Origin of the sequence: Williamsia soli, from assembly GCF_017377795.1 — a bacterium.
Lineage (GTDB): Bacteria > Actinomycetota > Actinomycetes > Mycobacteriales > Mycobacteriaceae > Williamsia > Williamsia soli.
In genome coordinates, this window is sequence record NZ_JAFRDR010000001.1 from 203,314 (window position 1) to 222,110 (window position 18,797).

Consider the following 18,797-nt stretch of genomic DNA (forward strand, 5'->3'; position numbering starts at 1 on the left):
ACCACCTCTGCGATCAGGTCTGCAGGAAGGCGGCGACGACCTCGGGCCAGCGACGCACCTGTTCGGGAGTGTCGGCTGTCATCAGCCGGGCGCCGGGAATGATCGCGGTGAGCGAGCGGGCGGACGACAACGGATGGCCGTCATCGCCCGACCAGGCGAGCACCAACACCGGCACACCGATGGCAGCAAGGGCTGCGGCCGGGGGCAGGTCTGACAGGGCTGCGCCACGCAACACCGACGGCAGTAGTGACCGGGGGACCGACGGAGGGGAAGGGCTCTGCACGATTCCGTTCAACACCGGCGGCGGCGGTCCTGCCGTGGCCTCGAAGGCGGCCATGCCCTCGCGCTCGATGAGTGCAGCGCCGTCCCGATATCCGGCGACGTGCCGGGCACGGGTCTGTCCTGCCGTCGGCGGCGTCGTGAGAACCAGACTGCGGAACCGGCCCGGTTGGGCGACCGCGGCGTAGAGCAGGGTGGCGGTGCCCATGGAGGCACCGATGCCCGAGACCTGTTCCGTGCCGGCGGTGTGGTCGAGCAGGTCGAGTAGATCGAGGGCGAGATTGGGCCACGTGTAGTGCTCGGGCATGGCATCTCCGGTGGAATTCCCATGTGCCCGAGCGTCGTAACGAATCAGGCGGTGCCCGCCTTCGAGTGGGGACCAGTCGAACGGCCCGGCAGGCTGATCTCCGGTTGCGCTCGCGGTCAGGCCGTGCGCCCAGAGCGCAGGCGGGCCCACCCCGGACTCGGTCCACGCGAGCCGGGCTCCGCGAACCGTGCAGTAGTGTGGCGCTCCGGTCATCGCCCCGGTCCGGCCTGGGTGGCGAGCTCCACCAGATCCCGTGCAGGGCCCCGTAATCCGCCGCTGCGGTTCCAGACCGCCCGTAGCGTGCGGGGCATCCGGACGCCGGTCACGGAGATCCGCACGAGTCTGCCGTCCGCCAATTCCGGGGTCACGGACAGACTCGAGAGCACCGCGGGTGCGTCCGAACTCAACACCGCAGCCTTGACCGCAGCGACCGAGGTCAGCTCCAACAGGGGATCGGCGACCGCTCCGAACGCAGCCTCGAACGTGACGCGCGTACCGGACCCCGGTTCCCGTTGGACCAATGGTGTTCGTGCCAACTCCTCCGTGGTGATCGCGTGTTCGCTTCTGGCCCAGGGGTGTTCAGGGCGGGTGACCACCACCAGCTCGTCGCGGCCGACAGCCAGGTTGTCCAGCCGCGACTCCACGTCGGGGCCCTCGACGAATCCCAGGTCGACGGTGCCGCCCAGCACCTCGCGCGCCACATCCGCTGAGTTCATGGGCCGGACACTGATGCGGGCCTCGGGATGGAGTCGGCGCAGACTCAGTGCCCATGAGGGGATGAGGTATTCGGCGATCGTCATCGATGCCGCGACAGTCAGCGAGGCCCGTTTGCTGCCGAGCAACGATTCGACACCGGCAGAGAACTTCGCGGCGGCGTCGAGCAGGCCCGCCGCCCATTCCAGCACGGCGACACCCTCGGTGGTCAGTTCGGTACCCGCCGGCGAGCGGCGGAAGAGCACGACGCCGAGTTCGCGCTCCACCGCGCGCACGCGGGAGCTGATCGCCTGCTGGCTCAGGTTCTGTTCACGAGCTGCGGCGCTCATGCTTCCGCTCCGCGCCACCGACACCACCACGTCCAGCGCAGACAGGTCGGGGACGCGCGCGGGCAACACCATCATCGCAGGGTACAAGGCAAACTTGTGACATGACAAGTACAAGCCGTCTACCGGTGAGAACGTCTGAGCTGCACGATTCAAAGCATGACGCCGAACTGGTTTGCCGCAATCATGGGTACGGGGATCGTGGCCACCTCAGGGGTGGCCCTGCACTCGGACTTCCCGGGTCTGTACACATCCGCCACCGGTTTCTGGCTCCTCGCGTCGGTGGGGTTGGTGATCGCGACCGTCCTGTTCCTGCGCGGAGGCCCTTCCGAGCACGCCGGCGACCCGACGATGGTCCACTTCTACGGAGCGCCCGCCATGGCACTGCTGACCGTCGGCGCCGGCACCATCGAGCTCGGTCCGCAGTTCCTCGGCAACCATGTCGCGGTGTGGGTCGGCGGGTTGCTGTGGCTGGCCGGCACCGCGGCCGGACTCTTCACCGCCGTGTGGATCCCGTTTCGGATGATCACCGGGGCACAGAGTGCGCAGGCGGGTGCGATGCCGAGCTGGCTCATGCCGGTGGTCCCGCCGATGGTCTCGGCTGCCACCGGATCGCTGCTGATCCAGCACATCCCGGCGGGACAACTGCGGCTCGGCGTCCTGGCGACCTGCTACGGCATGTTCGGCCTGAGTCTCGTCCTCGGGTTCCTGACCATCGCAATGGTCTACTCCCGCCTCGTCCATCGGGGTCTACCGTCGGTCGACGTGGCCCCGACAGTCTGGATCATGCTCGGTATGATCGGTCAATCCATCACCGCTGCAGTGCTGTTGGGCAACAACTCGGCACTGGTATTCCGGGGGCAGCAAGCGCCGATCGCGGCCGGGCTACACATCCTCGGGATCGGCTACGGACTGGTGATGTCCGGGTTCGCCGTCTTCGTCTTCGCACTGGCAGTGTCCATCACGGTGCACAACGTGCGCCGCGGGATGAGTTTCACCCCTGCCTGGTGGAGCTTCACCTTCCCGACCGGCACCTGTGTCACCGGATCTGCAGCTCTTGCATTCGCCACCGACTCCGGGTTGTTGCAGATCATCGCGGGGGCGCTGTATGTGCTGCTGATCCTCGCCTGGGTGGTCGTCGCCTCTCGGAGTCTGATGCAGGTTGTCGGACAGACACTGGCGCCGAAGGTGCCGGGTTTCCAGATGCGTACCGGCACTGCAACACCTGCGCTCGAACGGAATGCCGGCACCGACGTACACGCAGTTTCGGTCTAGGTTCCCGGTTCATCCGTGCGGTGATGGCAACCGCGAGATCGCTTGCGGGCCAACGCCGCATTCACCACCAGCATCGCCGTGACGGTGAGTGCGGCGTCCTCGTGGTCGGTGGCAGTGACCGGTGTGCGTCGGGGTGCCGACTGTAGTTGCTCGGCCAAGGTGCTGAGCCCGGTGTGGTCACGGCTGAGCGCGGCGCGGTCGGACATCTGATTCTGCAATTCACCGCGTGGTGCGATGGGACGGTCCGCGACTGCAGTGAGTCCATCGGGCCGTGCCACCGGCCCGCCGGCCCGGTCGATCGCGGCGTCGGCCACGCGTCGTCCCATGACCAGACCTTCGAGCAAACTGTTGGACGCCAGACGATTTGCGCCGTGTAGTCCGGTGCGGGCGACCTCGCCCGCGGCGTACAGCCCTGGGATGGACGTCGCTCCCGAGGTGTCGGTGACGATTCCACCACACAGGTAATGGGCGCCGGGAACCACCGGAATGAGGTCGGTGGCCGGATCGATGCCGATCACCTCAACCCCTGCGGTCACGGTGGGGAATCGGCGGGCGAAGTCGCTGATGTGCCGCGCGTCGAGGTAGACGTGCTCGGCACCCGTCCTGGCCATCGCAGCGGTCACCGCGTTCGCGACCACATCGCGCGGTGCGAGGTCACCGAGGAGATGGACGCCTTCGGTGACCGAATGGCCGTCGATGTCGACCAGGATCGCGCCCTCCCCACGAAGCGCTTCGGTGATGAGGGTGCGGCGCCCTCGAACTCCCGGGCGGTAGAGCATCGTGGGATGGAACTGGATGAATTCCATGTCGGCCACTACTGCCCCGACCGCGTGTGCCAGAGCTATCCCGTCCCCGGTCGAACCGAGGGGATTGGTGGTGGCACGGTACATGTGGCCGGCGCCGCCGGTGGCGAGAACGACGGTGGGAGCGAACACTTCGGCGGTGCGACCGTCGCCCGACCCGATGCGTAGGCCCACTGCGTCACCGCCCGTGGACAGCACCACCTGCTGGGCGTGCGACTCGTCGATGACCCGAATCTGCGAATGGGACAGGGCGCGGGTGGCGAGTGAGCGTTGCACCTGCGCGCCGGTCGCATCTCCTCCTGCGTGGATGACGCGGCGGACGCTGTGTCCGCCTTCTCTCGTACGCAGGAACCGACCGTCGGGACCCCGGTCGAACTGCGCCCCCCATTCCACAAGGGTCGAGACCGCCGCGAAGCCGTCGCCGAGGATCGATGCGGTGGCGACCTCGTCGGTCAGTCCGGCACCGGCGACCACGGTGTCGCGGGTGTGCAGCGCCACCGAGTCCTCGTCGTTGTCGGGCTCGACGACCGCGATACCGCCTTGGGCGAAATAAGTCGCGGTTCCCGGGTCGAGGTCGTCTGGGCGCCAACCGCGCCCCTTGTTGAGAACGATCACGGTCAGACCCGCCTCGGCGGCCCTGACCGCAGCGGTGAGACCGGCGACGCCGGCACCGACGACCACGAGATCAGCACGCAACGCAGCGTCGGCAACCATGGGTGGAAAGTCTATCGGTCAGCGTTTGACCAGTGATATCCGTAGCTCGTCGAGCGGCACCTCGACGCCGTCCGGGGTGGACACCGTCACCTGCACCGGCGCGCCGGTCTTGTCGGAGACCATCTCGAGTGGCTTGCCCTTGGGCTGGCAGTACTTGTCACCCCACTGCATCAACCCGAACAAGACCGGCACGAGGTCGGCGCCCTTCTCGGTGAGTCGGTACTCGAAACGGGTCCGCTGGCCGGGCTCCTGATACGGCGACTTCTCCAGCAGACCCTCGGCGACGAGGGCCTTGAGCCGCGCGGCGGCGACGGCGTCGCTGACCCCGACCCGCCGGGCGAAGCCGTCGAAGCGGGTGGTGCCGTACATCGATTCGCGCATGATCAGCATCGCGGTCTTGGTCCCGACGACGTCGAGGGCGCGCACGATGGAGCACCGATTCCCGGGAACCCAGCGGTCGAGGTCAGCCAGCTTGTCGTCGAGTACTACAGCCATGCGTCCATGGTACGCGGCCTGACTAGGGTGTACAGCAGTCAGGAGGCAGTCAGCTCAGGACGAGGCAGAACGGATGGCCGACCGGATCGAGGTAGACGCGAAAGCCCTCGTGCTCCTGCCCCTCGACCTTGGTGGCACCGAGCGCGAGAACCTGGGGTTCGGCGGTCTCGAAGTCGGAGACCTGGACGTCGAGATGGAACTGCTGACTACCGTGCGGGTCGGGGAACTGCGGTGGCACGTAACTGGTGGAGGGTTGGAATGTCAGTTTCGCCTTGCCCAGACCGCAGTCGAGTTCGACCCAATCGGAATCGCTGGTGTCGAGTTCTCCGCCGAGCAGCTGCTGGTAGAACCGGGCCAACTCCACCGGATTCGGACCGTCAAGTGCAATTGCATTCACGAAACCGATCATCAGTACTCCCATCTCGTGTGTCGACTCGCCACCAGGGTCACTTGAGGACAAGATGTACTCGTGGTGGGCGAATTCGATGCGTGTTGGTCAACGGTAATTGCTGCCGCCGACACTCACGCGGCGTTCGGTGACGCCCCCGACAACGGATGGGTGCAGCGGTGCCGGTTGGAATCAGGTCACCCCGGGCTCCACGGTAGTGATGCCGGCGCCAAGCCGGTGACCGGTCGCAGGCTGTGGCTGCAGTGGGTCGACGAGGTCTCGGGCCATCGATTGATCGAATTGTCGCCGTGTCCCGGAACCGACGGCGCCGACTCCGCGTGTGCCCTCTTCGCCGATCACGGCGGACCCCACAGGTTCGTTCCTACGTCGTCGACTCTCACGTTCGGTACGCACTACCAATCGGAGACCACCGTCAGCCGCAACGGCTCGAGCCGGGGTGGCTCGGTTGCGACCGCTCGCGGGTCCGTGGCGCCCGCACCGCCCCAGCGACACGCCACCGAGCAACCCCGGGTGTCCGTTCCCGAGTCTGTCGGAGAACAGGTGAGTACCGGTCGTCGGTCGCGGCATCTCGACGACACGCAGCAGGAATCCGACGATCAGACGTCGCAGACTTCCCCGCCGAGTGCGCCTGGGACGGCGCGGACGCGTCGGGCCGCCGACAGGGCAGCTGAGGCTGTACCCACCGTCGACGAGGCACTGCTCGCTGTCGCGGAAGCTCTGGCCGCGTTGGCCAGGGCGATCCGCCGCCGCGACGACACCGTCTAGCCCCGATCACCCGCCGACGTCATCCCCGGTGAACGTCCGTCGAGGCACTGTGTCCTCGACGGGTCATGTCGGGTCTGGATGTGGTGTGCGTGGCCGCTCGTGGCGCCTCAGTACCCTAGGGGGGTATGGTAGCCGACAAGCGCCGAACGAGGAGTGATCATGGCAGACGAACATCTGGAACACGAGCAGCACCAGCACGGTTACATCCACCGCAAGGACGATTACCTCAAGCGGTTACGCCGGATCGAGGGGCAAGCCCGTGGACTCCAGAAGATGGTCGAAGAAGAGAAATACTGCATCGACATCCTGACGCAGGTGTCCGCGATGACGAAGGCGCTGCAAGCGGTCAGTCTGGGGCTCTTGGAAGAGCACATGTCTCACTGCGTGATCGACGCCGCCCGCGAGAGTGACGAGGCAGGTCAGGCGAAGGTCAAAGAGGCCACCGAGGCGATAGCCCGGCTGGTCCGTTCATAGAAGGGGACGTCACGACATGAGTGCAGACACGTACACAGTGGTCGGGATGACCTGCGGGCATTGCGTCGCATCGGTCACCGAAGAGGTCAGCGAAGTGTCCGGAGTCGATCGGGTCGAGGTCGACCTGGAATCCGGTGGCCTGACCGTTCACGTCTCGGAACCCGTTGCGCGCAAGGAGATCGAGGCCGCGGTCACAGAGGCCGGATATCGGTTGGCGTGAGGTCATGGCCACTGCTGCGCCACAGGCGCGTATAGATCTCGAGATCGGCGGCATGACCTGCGCGTCCTGCGCCAATCGAATCGAACGCAAACTGAACAAACTCGACGGTGTCGAGGCGACGGTCAATTATGCGACCGAGAAGGCCAGCGTTCGTTACGCCGACCCGATCGACACCGCGGCCCTCATCGCCGCCGTTGAGGCGGCCGGTTATTCCGCCACCCCACCGGCGAGAGCCGATGACGACGAGGCGCCCGGTGAACCCGCGAAAGACGGCGAACTGCGGGCGCTTCGACACCGCACACTGGTCAGTGCGGCGCTCTCGGTGCCGGTCATCGCCATGGCGATGATCCCGGCGCTGCAGTTCGACAACTGGCAGTGGCTGTCGCTGACCCTGGCCGCGCCGGTGGTGGTGTGGGGCGGCTGGCAGTTCCATCGCGCTGCCGTCATCAATGCCCGGCACGGGGCCGCGACCATGGACACCCTGGTGTCGGTCGGGACCGTCGCAGCGCTCGGTTGGTCGCTCTACGCACTCTTCTTCGGATCTGCCGGCGATCCGCAGACCGCCCATGGCGCAATGGATATGGGCGGTACCGATGGAACCGGGAACATCTATCTCGAAGCGGCCGCGGGTGTGACCACGTTCATTCTCGCCGGCCGCTACTTCGAGATGCGCTCCAAGCGGCGGGCCGGTGCAGCGCTCCGTACGCTGCTCGGTCTGGGTGCCAAGGATGTGACGCTCCTGGTGGACGGTGTCGAAAGGTTGGTTCCCATCGAGCAACTCGCGGTCGGGGATCTGTTCGTCGTGCGGCCGGGCGAGCGCATCGCCACCGACGGGGTGATCGACAGCGGAACGTCGGCGGTCGACGCCTCGATGTTGACCGGAGAAGCGGTCCCGATCGAGGTCAATCCGGGTGACACCGTGGTCGGGGCGACGGTCAATGCCGGCGGACGCGTTGTCGTGCGGGCGAGTCGAATCGGTGCCGACACCCAGCTTGCCCAGATGGCCCGGTTGGTGGAGCAGGCGCAAACAGGTAAGGCACGGGTACAGCGCCTCGCCGACCGGATATCGGGCGTGTTCGTGCCGATCGTCATCGCGCTTGCCCTCGGCACCCTGGCAGTTTGGCTCCTGCTCGGATACGGCGCAACCGACGCTTTCACCGCCGCGGTTGCCGTGCTGATTATCGCCTGCCCGTGTGCGCTGGGCCTGGCCACCCCGACCGCGCTGATGGTCGGTACCGGCCGAGGGGCGACGATGGGTGTGCTGATCAAGGGGCCGGAGGTGCTCGAGTCCACCCGACAGGTCGACACCGTCGTGCTCGACAAGACCGGGACGGTGACCACCGGCCAGATGGTCTTGACGGACGTGAGGGTCGCCGACGGCGAGGAACACGACCATGTCGTCGCGATGGCCGGATCCGTCGAGGACGCGTCCGAGCATCCCATCGCCCGGGCGGTTGCCGACGGGGCTCGTCGGCTCGTCGGCACCCTGCACCCGGTGACCGAATTCTCGAGTACCGCGGGTCTCGGGGTGCGTGCCACCATCAACGGCGTCGAGGTGGTGGTCGGTCGGCCGAAGCTGCTGACGGACAGCGGTTTCGAGCTGCCTGCCGAGCTCGATGTGGCGCTCGAGGAGGCCGGTGCAGCAGGGTACACGGCGGTGGTCGTCGGTTGGGACAGGCGGATCCGCGGGGTCTTGGTGGTGGCCGATGAGGTGAAGCCGACATCAAAGCAGGCGGTGGCCGAGTTCAAGGGGCTCGGTCTGATGCCGGTCCTTTTGACCGGCGATCACGAAACGGTGGCGACAACCGTTGCGGCGCAGGTCGGTATCGAGACCGTGATCGCGGGGGTACTGCCCGCGGACAAGGTCGACGTGATCAAACGACTGCAGGCCGAGGGAAGAATCGTCGCGATGGTCGGCGACGGCGTCAATGACGCCGCGGCACTGGCCCAAGCCGATCTCGGGCTCGCGATGGGCACCGGGACCGATGCCGCCATCGAGGCGAGCGACATCACCCTGGTCCGCGGGGACCTGCGCGCGGCGGGCGATGCCATCCGGCTGTCCCGGGCCACGCTGCGCACCATCAAGGGCAATCTGTTCTGGGCCTTCGGCTACAACGTGGCGGCCATCCCGCTGGCGGCGGCCGGACTGCTCAGTCCCATGATCGCCGGAGCGGCGATGGCCCTGTCGTCGGTGTTCGTGGTCGGAAACAGTTTGCGGCTGCGTCGCTTTCGGTGACGGGATGCGAGGGCTCGCCGGTCTACGTCGGAACCGGCGGGTTCGGAATCTGGTCGAGCTCGGGCTCGTCGGCGCCCTTGGCGAACACCAGGGGATAGAGAATGCCGGCGATCACCGCACCGAGCAGCGGAGCCAGCCAGAACAGCCACAGCTGACCCGGCGCCCCATTGCCGTTGAAGAACGCGACGGCAGTCGATCGGGCCGGGTTCACCGACGTGTTGGTGATCGGGATGCTGATGAGGTGGATCAGGGTCAGTGTCAGTCCGATCGCGATGCCCGCGATGCCTGCTGGTGCACGAGTGTCGGTGGCGCCGAGGATCACGACGACGAAGATCGCCGTGAGGACGACCTCGGCGATCAGGGCAGCCAAGAGGGTGTATCCGGACGGGGAGTGGTCGCCGAATCCGTTCGCGGCCATATTGCCCTCGGCTTCGAAACCGTCTTTGCCTTTGGCTATGACAAGAATGACAACGCCTGCAATAAGACCGCCGACCACTTGCACCACTATGTAACCGGGTACGTCTTTCCATTCGAATCGTTTGGCCAGTGCGGCCCCTACGGTGACAGCGGGATTGAAATGACCTCCCGAAATGTGGCCGAGTGCGTACACACCGGTCAGGACGGTGAGGCCGAACGCAATCGACACACCGAGGAAGCCGACGCCCACCTGGAAACTCGTTCCGGTGTCATCGTCTTGGGCAATCGACTTGGCGGCGAATACGGCTGTACCGCAACCGCCCAGAACCAGCCAGAATGTGCCCAGCGCTTCCGCAGCGAGCTTCTGGACAGTGGTCGGAGAGGACATGTGGGTTATACCTCCATCAATGGGACGTGCCGGGCACCGACGAATAGACTCATGGCAGCGTGGAGCGCTCATGATGAACACGGGTGAATCCGCCGTTTGCTCTGCCGAAAGTATTACCACTGTGACCGCTGAATCGTTCTTCCGATTGCAAATTGAAATGTCACGGATCGAGAAAGGTGGCCGATCGTGCCGATGATTGCGGAGTCATACCCATGAGCAACGTTGTCGATGGTCCCGAAATTGATTGCCTGCCCGTTCCCGGCGATCCGGAACGGGTGCAGATCCTGACCTCGCGAGACGTTCCGCTCGGTGGTCCGAGGGCGATGGTGGTCCACCGCACACTGCCTCAGCGGGCCCGTTCGCTGATCGGGGCGTGGTGCTTCGTCGACCATTATGGACCGGCGGACGTCAGCGAAACCGGTGGAATGGATGTACCCCCGCACCCGCATACCGGCCTGCAGACAGTGAGTTGGCTTTTCGAGGGTGAGATCGAGCATCGCGACAGTCTCGGTGAACACGCGATGGTGCGGCCCGGGGAGGTCAATCTGATGACCGCCGGTCACGGTATCTGCCACTCCGAGGTGTCGACGCCCGACACCACGGTGTTGCATGGCGTGCAGCTCTGGGTGGCGATGCCGGACGATGCACGTGACTCCGAGCGGCGTTTCGAGCACTTCGTCCCGGAGCCCTTCTCGGTCGACGGAGGGCGCGTGAGTGTCTTCATCGGAGAATTGCTCGGCAGGACATCGCCGGTCTCGACGTTCACCCCGCTGGTCGGCGCGCAGATCGACCTCGACTCCGGGTCGTCGCTGACCATCCCGGTGCAGACCGATTTCGAATACGGGATCCTGGTCGATCAGGGAACGGTCGGCGTCGAGGGCTCCGAGGTCGCCCGTACTGAGCTGGGATATGTGGGTATTGGCCATGACCAGATCACCGTGCAGAGTTCGGGCGACGGGCCTGCGCGACTGATTCTGCTGGGCGGCACACCTTTTGAGGAAGAACTGGTGATGTGGTGGAACTTCGTCGGACGCAGTCACGAGGAGATCGTGGCGTACCGGCAGCAATGGCAGGATCACTCGGACCGGTTTGGTGAGGTGTCCGGATACAGCGGTGATGTCGATCGGCTGCCTGCGCCGACGCTGCCGAATGCGAGGATCAAACCGCGCTCCGGCCCCGGTGCGTGACCCCGGAATAGCAGTGATGGGAAGGTGGTTGAGCGGGGCATGACGCAAAACAGTGAAGCATTGACGGACAAGACCGGTGCGGCGGTGATCGTTTCGCCGGATCCGGCGAAACGCCGGTACACGGTCTCGGTGGAGGGGCAGGTCGCCGGGTTCACCCAGTACGCAGATCGGACCGCGCAAGGGTCGAGTCAGCGCGTTTTCTACCACACGGAGGTCGACGACGCCTTCGGTGGCCGCGGGCTGGCGACCATCCTGGTGAAGGAGGCCCTCGATGATGTTCGTGCGCAGGGGAAACGGATCGTAGGGGTGTGCCCGCTGGTGGCGGCGTACCTCAAGAAGCATCCTGAGTATTCCGACATCACCGACCCGGTCACCAAAGATGTTCTCACCTGGCTAGGGGTCTGAGACCACAGCGAATCAGGGCATACCGACCAGACGTGACAACGCGGCGGTGCCGGCTGCTGCCAGCACCACGACGACGAACGGTGCCTTTCGCCACGCGAGGACACCACCGACGGTGACGCCGAGAATTCTCGCCGGGGTTGCGATGTCGCCGCCGTCGGTGAACGTCGCGGTGGCGACCAACGCGGCGAGCAGGACGACGGTGCCGGCGGTGGTGAGTTGCTGCAGGCGGTCGGGCAGCGTCCACCGCGCGGCAAGCACCGGTCCGGCAAACCGGAACGCGTACGTGCCGACGGCCAGCACGGCAATGCCCGCGAGCAGGACCGGGACCGATGTGGTCATGAGTGGATCGCCGGTTTCGGACGCCGGAGGGGCATGGTCAGCACCAGTGCCGACAACGCCAGCAGGATCGGGACGCCGGCGGGCAGCAACGGCGAGACCGCGACCGCGATCACCGCTCCGACTACCGCTGCGCGGCGGGTCGCCCGCTCTGCGAGCGACGGCAGTATCAAGGCGAGCAGTACCGCTGGGAATGCGGCATCGAGCCCGAACGCGTCGGTATCGCTGACCAGCGTCCCGCCGAGCGCGCCGACCAGGACCCCCAGGTTCCAGGAGACGAAGAGACCGCCCCCGCAGAGCCAGTACACCGATCGACGTTCGTGCGACGAGGTTTGCGACAGGGTGAAGGCGACCGATTCGTCCACCATCAGATGTGATCCGACGAGCCGGCTCGCGAGCGAGGTACCGAAGACGTCGCCGAGGGAGAACCCGAACAAGATGTGGCGGGCGTTCGCGAGTAGGCCGGCCGACACAGCAGCGACGATGCCTCCGCCGGCGGCAACGATGGCAACGAACGCGAACTGGGATGCGCCCGCGAAAACGACGATCGACATCACCAGCGGCACCCACAAGGGGAGACCACTGCTGACGGCGATGGCGCCGAAGGAGAGGCCGACGACGGAGATCGCCGCGCACACCAGAGCGATGTCGCGTGTGAGCTGAGGATCGAGTGTTCGCCATATCGAACGCATGACCAAAATAATGGACCACAGCTGCCTCGTTCGTCAAGCCGAACGAACGGTAGTCTGTGTCGAACGTATCGATCGAGGGGTCCACGACATGAGCGGCGCACCACTACAGGCAATAGCGACATCGCTGCAACGAGAACGAAAACGTACCGGGTTGTCGCTCGCCGAGGTCGCACGGCGAGCCGGGGTCGCGAAATCCACCCTGTCGAGTCTGGAGGCGGGCAACGGCAACCCGAGTGTGGAGACGCTGTGGGCGCTCAGTACCGCACTGGGTGTTCCCTTTGCGCACCTCGTGCAGCCCCCGATTCCGCGCGTACAGGTGATTCGCGCAGGTGAGGGTCCCGCATTCTCCTCAGAACGGTCGAATTACCTGGCCACCTTGCTGGCCACGTGCCCGCCCAACGCCCGTCGCGACATCTACCTCATCGCGGCGCAGCCCGGTGAGCCTCGCGACGCCGATCCGCACGCAGCCGGTGTGGTGGAGCACGTTGTGCTCAGCGCCGGGCGGGCTCTGGTCGGCCTGACCGCCGAACCGGTCGAACTCGGGCCTGGTGACTACATCAGCTACCCCGGCGACCTTCCACACATCTTCAAGGCGTTGGTCCCCGACTGCAGTGCGGTGTTGATCTCCGAACACATCTGAGCCCGGCCCGGCGATGAGTTGTCTCCTGCGCCCTGGTCCATATGGGTGTACGCGAACCACACGGACCGGTAGGAGGTACCTCGATGGCGGCACCTCGCCGCGGTGTCGGTCTGCCGACCTTTGGCCCGCTGGCCGGTCCGGAAGCGGTGTCTGTCATCGCCCGCACCGCCGATGACCTGGGCCTCGATGGCGTCTCTGCTACCGATCGGCTGTTGCTGCCCGCCGACCCGGGCCCCGTCGGAAGGCCCTGTCAGCTGCCGATGCCCGTCTGGGATCCGATAGAGACGCTGACCTGGGCGGCGGCGCATACGACGCGCGTCCGGCTGGCGACGACGGTGATCCACTCGCTGTTCCAACCCCCGGTGGCGCTCGCTCGTCGGCTCGGGACTCTTGACCGGCTCAGCGGGGGCAGGCTGATGGTGGGCATCGGCCAGGGATGGACACCGCACGAACATGAGGCCGCGGGCGTGGCGATGTCCACGCGAGGAAGGCAGTTCGTGGAGCACCTGGAGCTGATGCGCGAGTGCTGGCGGGCGGGACCGGTGTCCCATGCCGGAGAGTTCTACGATCTGAGATCTAGTTGGGTCGAACCCAAGCCGGTTCAAGACCCGCTCCCGGTGTTCATCGCCGCGGTGACCCCGGACGGGATCGCGCAGGCGGCCGCAATCGCAGACGGCTTCATGTTCCCCGTGACCTGCTGGGATGCCGCACGCGATGCCGTCCGAGGATATCGAGAGGCGGGAGGGAGCGGCCCGATCGCGCTGCGGCTCAATCCGATTCGGGACCGGCGCGATCATGCTCTCGAGAGATTCTCCGAGTCGCTGGCCGCCGACTTCGGTCGGGCCCTGGCTCTCGGTGCGGACGAGGTGCACTGGGAGTTCAACCAGTCGTCGATGACTTTGGCCGATCAGTGCAAGGCCATGGCACTCATCGCCGATATGGCCTAAATTAGAACGAGTTCTAGTTTGGGTCGCGTCAGTGAGGAAATGTGATGAAGGCAGAGTTGCCCGAGGTAGTACCCGTGTCGGACGTCGACGCGTGGACCGATGAGGTCGACGTCCTGGTGGTCGGATGCGGTGTCTCCGGCGGCAGCGCCGCGGTGGCGGCGGCCTCCGACGGGGCGCAGGTGCTCGTCCTCGAACGCGCCGCCGTTGCCGGTGGCACCTCATCGATGGCAGGCGGCCATTTCTACCTCGGTGGCGGGACCGCCGTGCAGAAGGCAACAGGCCACGACGACTCACCCGAGGAGATGGAGAAGTACCTGCTCGCGGTCTCACGTGACCCCGAACCCGAGAAGATCCACGCCTACAGCCATGGCAGCGTCGAGCATTTCGACTGGCTGGAGTCGCTGGGGTTCGAGTTCGAGCGCAGCTATTACCCCGAGAAGGCCGTCATCCAGCCCGAGACACAGGGCCTGATGTACACGGGGAACGAGAAGGTCTGGCCGTTCTGTGAACAGGCCGTTCCCGCTCCCCGTGGGCACAAGGTCCCCGTGAAGGGTGACCTGGGCGGTGCCGGAATGGTGGTCGATCTGCTCGTCAAACGCCTCGCTGAGTTGGGTACAGAGATCCGGTACGAGACGGGTGCCCGCAACCTGGTCGTGGATGAGTCCGGTGCCGTGGTCGGGGTGAAGTGGAAGCGACTGCAAGACACCGGCTTCATCAAGGCGAAGTCCGTGATCATCGCGGCGGGCGGTTTCGTGATGAACGAATCGATGGTCGCCGAGTTCGTCCCGCAGATGGCCGAGAAGCCGTACACGCTGGGCAGTACCTATGACGACGGGCTCGGTATCCGCCTCGGCGCATCTGTGGGCGCCGCACTCAAACACATGGATCAGCCCTTTGTCACCGCCCCCGTCTACCCTCCGTCGATCTTGCTGACCGGCATCGCCGTCAACAAGGACGGGAACAGATTCGTCAACGAGGATTCGTATCACTCACGGACCTCGGCGTTCGTCATGGAGCAACCGGACGCCATCGCCTATCTGATCGTCGACGAGGCGCACCTGGAGCGACCCGAGTTTCCTCTCGCCCCACTCATCGACGGCTGGGAGACTGTTGCTGAGATGGAGTCGGCATTGGGGATCCCGACGGGGAACCTGACGAAGTCGCTCGACCGATACAACGACAACGCCGCCCGGGGAGAGGATCCCGACTTCAACAAGCGGCCGGAATGGCTTGCACCGCAGAACAGTGGCCCGTGGGGCGCGTTCGATCTCTCCCTTGGTAAGGCGATGTACGCGGGTTTCACGATGGGTGGGGTGGCGACATCGGTCGACGGTGAGGTCCTCACGGAGGCCGGCGACGTGGTGCCGGGGCTCTACGCGGCGGGTGCCGGGGCTGCGAACATCGCCCAGGACGGGAAGGGTTACGCGAGCGGGACGCAGCTGGGTGAGGGGTCGTTCTTCGGTCGGCGGGCGGGACGCCACGCGGCGGCACGCTGAGCCACGCTATGGGGAGACCGACACTTCTTCCTGGGCGATCTGGCGTCGTCGGGCGCGCACGAACACATGACGGAAGGTCAGGAACCTGACTGCTGTGGCGATCAGGTTGACCGTCATCAGCACCACCAGCTCGAGCCGGCTCGAGGGGTGCTCGGAGATCTGGTGCAACGCCATCAGTGACAGTGCGCTGAGTGCTGCGCCGAAGCCGAACACCAAGATGCCTTGCACGTGATGCACCAGCAGTCGATGGCTGCCGCGCAGCGCAAAAGTGAACGCGCGGTTGGCTGCGGTGTTGAGAATGGCCGCGATGAGCATCGATACGAAGTTTGCCGCCTGAGCGCCCATCAGCGGATGAAGCGACAGGTACATCAGTGCGTACGCCGTCGTGCAGAGGATGCCTACAGCACAAAAACGCAAGACCTGGGTCGACAAGGGCTTACGAAGTAGTTCGACGAGAAAGTGCCGCCGGGGAGGATCTTGCGCCGCCTCAGCGGTCTCGATCGCGTCTCCGGGGACCGGGCCTACCGTCACACCCACCACGATATGGCAGGAACCCCCAAAATGTGTTATCGCCCCGGCCGGTGGCCGGGGCGACAACTTCTATGTTTGCTGTATCAAAGGAGCGACTCGAGTCGGGACGGTCGGTCGGGGGGTGTACCGCCCCGACCCGAGTCTTGATCTACCCCAGATGCTGGTTCTCGCAGTCGCGGATTACGCGGCCGGAGGCGTCAGCACCGTGTCGATGAGGTAGACGGTTGCGTTGGCGGTTTTCACACCGCCACAGACCACAGAGGCATCCTGAACCTTGAGGGTGTCGACCGGACCGGCGACGGTCACGGTGCCGCCTTCGACGGTCGCGTGGTCGCCGATGACCTGCTCAGGGGTGAGCTGGCCGGGGACAACGTGGTAGGTCAGGATCTTGGTCAGGGTTGCGCTGTCGGTCTTGAGGGACTCGACGGTCGCCGGGGGCAGCTTGGCGAAGGCGTCATCGGTCGGGGCGAAGACGGTGAACTCGCCGCCGTTCAGGGTGTCCACCAGGTTGACATCGGGGTTGAGCTGGCCGGATACGGCCTGCGTCAGGGTCTTGAGCATCGGGTTGTTGCTCGCGGCGGTGGCAACCGGATCGGCAGCCATTCCGTCAACCGATCCTGCGCCGGTGGGGTTTGCCTCGGCGTATGCCGCACAACCGGGTCCGACCAGGGTGGCGGGCTCCATCGAAGTGCTTGAATCCGAGGACATCTCGGAAGAAGTCATGGGTGCCGACGTCGCGGCACTGGACGAAGAGGAGTCGGAACTGTCGTCCGAACAACCTGCCACGAGGCCGATTGCCAAGCCAACGCTCGCCACTGTTACTGCGACGCGCTGAATTCGTTTGAGAGCCATGTTCGCTGTCCTATCGATTGCTGTCGGTCTACTGCACGGTGTGGGCGACGCTGCCGTTGCTCGGACTCGAGCTCCGGCTTCTGCCGATCACTTGGTCGATCACTGCAGGTTCGGAGCTGTGCGCAGAGCGGATGGGTATGGATCGAAAAGAATTTTTCCGAGTTCGGAGAACCATCCGGAATGCCGACGACTCCGAATCCCCTTCGTTATCAACACTTGCCAGTGCGTTACCCAATCGAGATCTTCTGAAGGGCTGAGGAAATGCGAACAGCAGCGACGGCACGCAACGGGCTCGCGGGCCTGATTGCAGTGGGTGCCGGGCTCGCTGCCGGTGAGGTCACGGCAGCAGCCGTCTCGTCCTATGCCTCGCCGTTCTATGCAGTGGGTTCTTTCTTGGTGGATCGGGCGCCGGCTCCCGTGCGTGAGTTCGCCATCGACACGTTCGGCACGAATGACAAGCCGGTTCTGTTGTGGGGCATAGCTATTGCCGTAGTCGTGCTCGCAATCATCGCCGGCATCGCCGAACGCCGCACCGTACCGATCGGTTCTGCGTTGATAGTGGCGTTCGGGGCATTCGGGGTCCTGGCTGCGCTTCATCGACCGACGTCTGACATGTGGTATGCCGCACCGTCATTGGTTGCCGCGGTGGTGGGCATTCTCGTGCTTCGCGGTTTGCGTGGCTTCTTGTGGAGCGGTTCTTCGCCGGGTGGACGGATGAGGGGTTCGGCTACCCGGCAACAGACCGGTCCGAACGGCGGCGCGGCGGTGGAGAAGCCGCAGTCCGATGGCAACCGCGATCTGTCGAGAAGGCAGTTCGGTGTCGCGGCGGGTGTGATCGCGGCCGTCTCGGTGGCCGGAGCATTCATCGGGAGGCAGGTGTCGACGATGGGCGATGTCGTGGCCGACCGGAAGCGGGTCCGGCTGCCGCGGCCGAGCCGGGCGGCGGCACCGATCCCCGCGGGTACCGACGTCGAGATCGAGGGCATAACGCCCTTCGTGACGAACAACGCCGACTTCTATCGCATCGACACCGCACTCCAGGTGCCGAAGTTGACGACAGGCGAGTGGAAACTTCGGATCCACGGAATGGTCGACAACGAGATCACCCTCGATTGGGACGACCTGATGGACATGCAGGCCGAGGAGAAGATCATCACACTCACCTGTGTCTCGAATGAGGTGGGTGGAAACCTGGCAGGCACCGCCCGCTGGATCGGCTACCCGATGAAGACGATCCTCGAGCGCGCCGGCGTACAGGACGACGCCGACATGCTCTTCTCCACCAGCGTCGACGGCTGGACCTCAGGCACTCCGCTCGACGACGTCACCGACGGCCGCGACGCAATGCTCGTCATCGGCATGAACGGTGAACCGCTACCACTCGAGCACGGGTATCCCGTGCGGCAGGTGGTTCCGGGCCTGTACGGATACGTCTCGGCCTGCAAGTGGGTGGTCGACTGGGAGATCACCAGGTTCGACAAGGCCGAGGCCTACTGGACAAAGCGGAACTGGGGCGTGAAGGGGCCGATCAAGACAGCATCCCGGATCGACCGGCCCGAGGGACTCTCCAGGCATCCCGTCGGGGATGTGGTCATCGCGGGAACCGCATGGGCGCAGCACCGCGGTATCGCCAAGGTCGAGGTGCGCGTAGACAAGGGGCCGTGGAACACCGCGACCCTTGCTCCCGAGTACACGAATGACACCTGGCGGCAATGGTTCTGGACCTGGCCCGCAACGGCAGGTCAACACACTGTCTATTGTCGCGCCACCGATGTGACGGGGGCGGTGCAACCCGAGCAGAGGGTCGCTCCGATTCCCGATGGGGCGACCGGCTGGCACAACCGAGTGTTCCGGATTGAGTAGGTGTTCTGATGACTATCGCTAGTGTT

The 18,797-nt window shown here is 65.4% G+C and carries 21 protein-coding genes; 11 read left to right on the forward strand and 10 right to left on the reverse strand.

From position 1 onward, the window contains the following. Positions 1-13: 13 nt before the first annotated feature. Both J3S28_RS00980 and J3S28_RS00985 read right to left on the reverse strand, forming a co-directional pair. On the reverse strand, positions 14-799 hold the full coding sequence (locus J3S28_RS00980) for an alpha/beta fold hydrolase (RefSeq protein ID WP_207836021.1): 786 nt from the start codon (positions 797-799) through the stop codon (positions 14-16). After that, a complete protein-coding gene (locus J3S28_RS00985; protein WP_207836022.1) occupies positions 796-1,701 on the reverse strand; it encodes a LysR family transcriptional regulator in 906 nt (301 codons plus the stop codon). Before J3S28_RS00985 ends, J3S28_RS00980 begins: the two co-directional genes overlap by 4 nt. Before the next feature lie 84 nt (positions 1,702-1,785). Between J3S28_RS00985 and J3S28_RS00990 the strand changes: the two genes are divergently transcribed. Next, entirely contained in the window at positions 1,786-2,901 is a 1,116-nt protein-coding gene (locus tag J3S28_RS00990) for a TDT family transporter (protein ID WP_207836024.1), read from the forward strand. On the opposite strand, the gene nadB is transcribed toward J3S28_RS00990, so the two are convergent. Genes nadB through J3S28_RS01005 form a run of 3 tightly spaced genes read right to left on the reverse strand, consistent with a single transcriptional unit; the run spans position 2,898 to position 5,322 of the window. Further along, entirely contained in the window at positions 2,898-4,418 is a 1,521-nt protein-coding gene (gene nadB / locus J3S28_RS00995) for an L-aspartate oxidase (RefSeq protein ID WP_207836029.1), read from the reverse strand. The two genes, J3S28_RS00990 and nadB, sit on opposite strands and share 4 nt — an antisense overlap. A gap of 18 nt (positions 4,419-4,436) precedes the next feature. Continuing rightward, a complete protein-coding gene (locus tag J3S28_RS01000; protein WP_207836030.1) occupies positions 4,437-4,913 on the reverse strand; it encodes a winged helix-turn-helix transcriptional regulator in 477 nt (158 codons plus the stop codon). 49 nt (positions 4,914-4,962) lie between these two features. Beyond that, complete coding sequence (locus tag J3S28_RS01005; protein ID WP_207836032.1) at positions 4,963-5,322, reverse strand: VOC family protein; 360 nt, start codon at positions 5,320-5,322, stop codon at positions 4,963-4,965. 63 nt (positions 5,323-5,385) lie between these two features. On the opposite strand from J3S28_RS01005, the gene J3S28_RS01010 reads away from it, so the two are divergent. The 4 genes from J3S28_RS01010 (at position 5,386) to J3S28_RS01025 (ending at position 9,017) form a co-directional block, all read left to right on the forward strand. Next, positions 5,386-6,087 (forward strand): hypothetical protein, encoded by a 702-nt coding sequence (locus J3S28_RS01010; protein ID WP_207836036.1) that lies wholly within the window; start codon positions 5,386-5,388, stop codon positions 6,085-6,087. A gap of 159 nt (positions 6,088-6,246) precedes the next feature. Next, positions 6,247-6,561 (forward strand): metal-sensitive transcriptional regulator, encoded by a 315-nt coding sequence (locus tag J3S28_RS01015; RefSeq protein WP_237340907.1) that lies wholly within the window; start codon positions 6,247-6,249, stop codon positions 6,559-6,561. 16 nt (positions 6,562-6,577) lie between these two features. Beyond that, a complete protein-coding gene (locus tag J3S28_RS01020) occupies positions 6,578-6,781 on the forward strand; it encodes a heavy-metal-associated domain-containing protein (protein WP_207836038.1) in 204 nt (67 codons plus the stop codon). Between the two features lie 4 nt (positions 6,782-6,785). Then, entirely contained in the window at positions 6,786-9,017 is a 2,232-nt protein-coding gene (locus tag J3S28_RS01025; protein ID WP_207836039.1) for a heavy metal translocating P-type ATPase, read from the forward strand. Between the two features lie 22 nt (positions 9,018-9,039). Here the strand turns inward: J3S28_RS01025 and aqpZ are convergent, their stop codons facing one another. Next, complete coding sequence (gene aqpZ / locus J3S28_RS01030; protein WP_207836040.1) at positions 9,040-9,822, reverse strand: aquaporin Z; 783 nt, start codon at positions 9,820-9,822, stop codon at positions 9,040-9,042. A 212-nt stretch (positions 9,823-10,034) separates the two neighbouring features. On the opposite strand from aqpZ, the gene J3S28_RS01035 reads away from it, so the two are divergent. Next, positions 10,035-11,009: a pirin family protein gene (locus J3S28_RS01035; RefSeq protein WP_207836041.1), complete on the forward strand. Its 975-nt coding sequence runs from the start codon at positions 10,035-10,037 to the stop codon at positions 11,007-11,009. A 39-nt stretch (positions 11,010-11,048) separates the two neighbouring features. Beyond that, positions 11,049-11,414, forward strand: a complete 366-nt coding sequence (locus J3S28_RS01040; RefSeq protein ID WP_207836042.1) for a GNAT family N-acetyltransferase — start codon at positions 11,049-11,051, stop codon at positions 11,412-11,414. Positions 11,415-11,426: 12 nt separating this feature from the next. On the opposite strand, the gene J3S28_RS01045 is transcribed toward J3S28_RS01040, so the two are convergent. Next, positions 11,427-11,753, reverse strand: coding sequence for an AzlD domain-containing protein (locus tag J3S28_RS01045; RefSeq protein WP_207836044.1), 327 nt, complete (start codon positions 11,751-11,753; stop codon positions 11,427-11,429). Next, positions 11,750-12,442, reverse strand: a complete 693-nt coding sequence (locus J3S28_RS01050) for an AzlC family ABC transporter permease (protein ID WP_207836046.1) — start codon at positions 12,440-12,442, stop codon at positions 11,750-11,752. Before J3S28_RS01050 ends, J3S28_RS01045 begins: the two co-directional genes overlap by 4 nt. Before the next feature lie 88 nt (positions 12,443-12,530). On the opposite strand from J3S28_RS01050, the gene J3S28_RS01055 reads away from it, so the two are divergent. The 3 genes from J3S28_RS01055 to J3S28_RS01065 all read left to right on the forward strand — a co-directional run bounded on the left by J3S28_RS01055 (position 12,531) and on the right by J3S28_RS01065 (position 15,525). Then, positions 12,531-13,082: a helix-turn-helix domain-containing protein gene (locus J3S28_RS01055; protein WP_207836049.1), complete on the forward strand. Its 552-nt coding sequence runs from the start codon at positions 12,531-12,533 to the stop codon at positions 13,080-13,082. An 83-nt stretch (positions 13,083-13,165) separates the two neighbouring features. Continuing rightward, a complete protein-coding gene (locus J3S28_RS01060; protein ID WP_207836052.1) occupies positions 13,166-14,029 on the forward strand; it encodes an LLM class flavin-dependent oxidoreductase in 864 nt (287 codons plus the stop codon). Positions 14,030-14,073: 44 nt separating this feature from the next. Beyond that, a complete protein-coding gene (locus tag J3S28_RS01065; RefSeq protein WP_207836055.1) occupies positions 14,074-15,525 on the forward strand; it encodes an FAD-binding protein in 1,452 nt (483 codons plus the stop codon). Between the two features lie 6 nt (positions 15,526-15,531). Here the strand turns inward: J3S28_RS01065 and J3S28_RS01070 are convergent, their stop codons facing one another. Further along, a complete protein-coding gene (locus tag J3S28_RS01070; protein ID WP_307796729.1) occupies positions 15,532-16,056 on the reverse strand; it encodes a GtrA family protein in 525 nt (174 codons plus the stop codon). Positions 16,057-16,236: 180 nt separating this feature from the next. Then, complete coding sequence (locus tag J3S28_RS01075; protein ID WP_207836061.1) at positions 16,237-16,908, reverse strand: fasciclin domain-containing protein; 672 nt, start codon at positions 16,906-16,908, stop codon at positions 16,237-16,239. Positions 16,909-17,169: 261 nt separating this feature from the next. On the opposite strand from J3S28_RS01075, the gene J3S28_RS01080 reads away from it, so the two are divergent. Continuing rightward, entirely contained in the window at positions 17,170-18,771 is a 1,602-nt protein-coding gene (locus J3S28_RS01080; protein WP_207836065.1) for a molybdopterin-dependent oxidoreductase, read from the forward strand. The last annotated feature ends 26 nt before the right edge of the window (positions 18,772-18,797 follow it).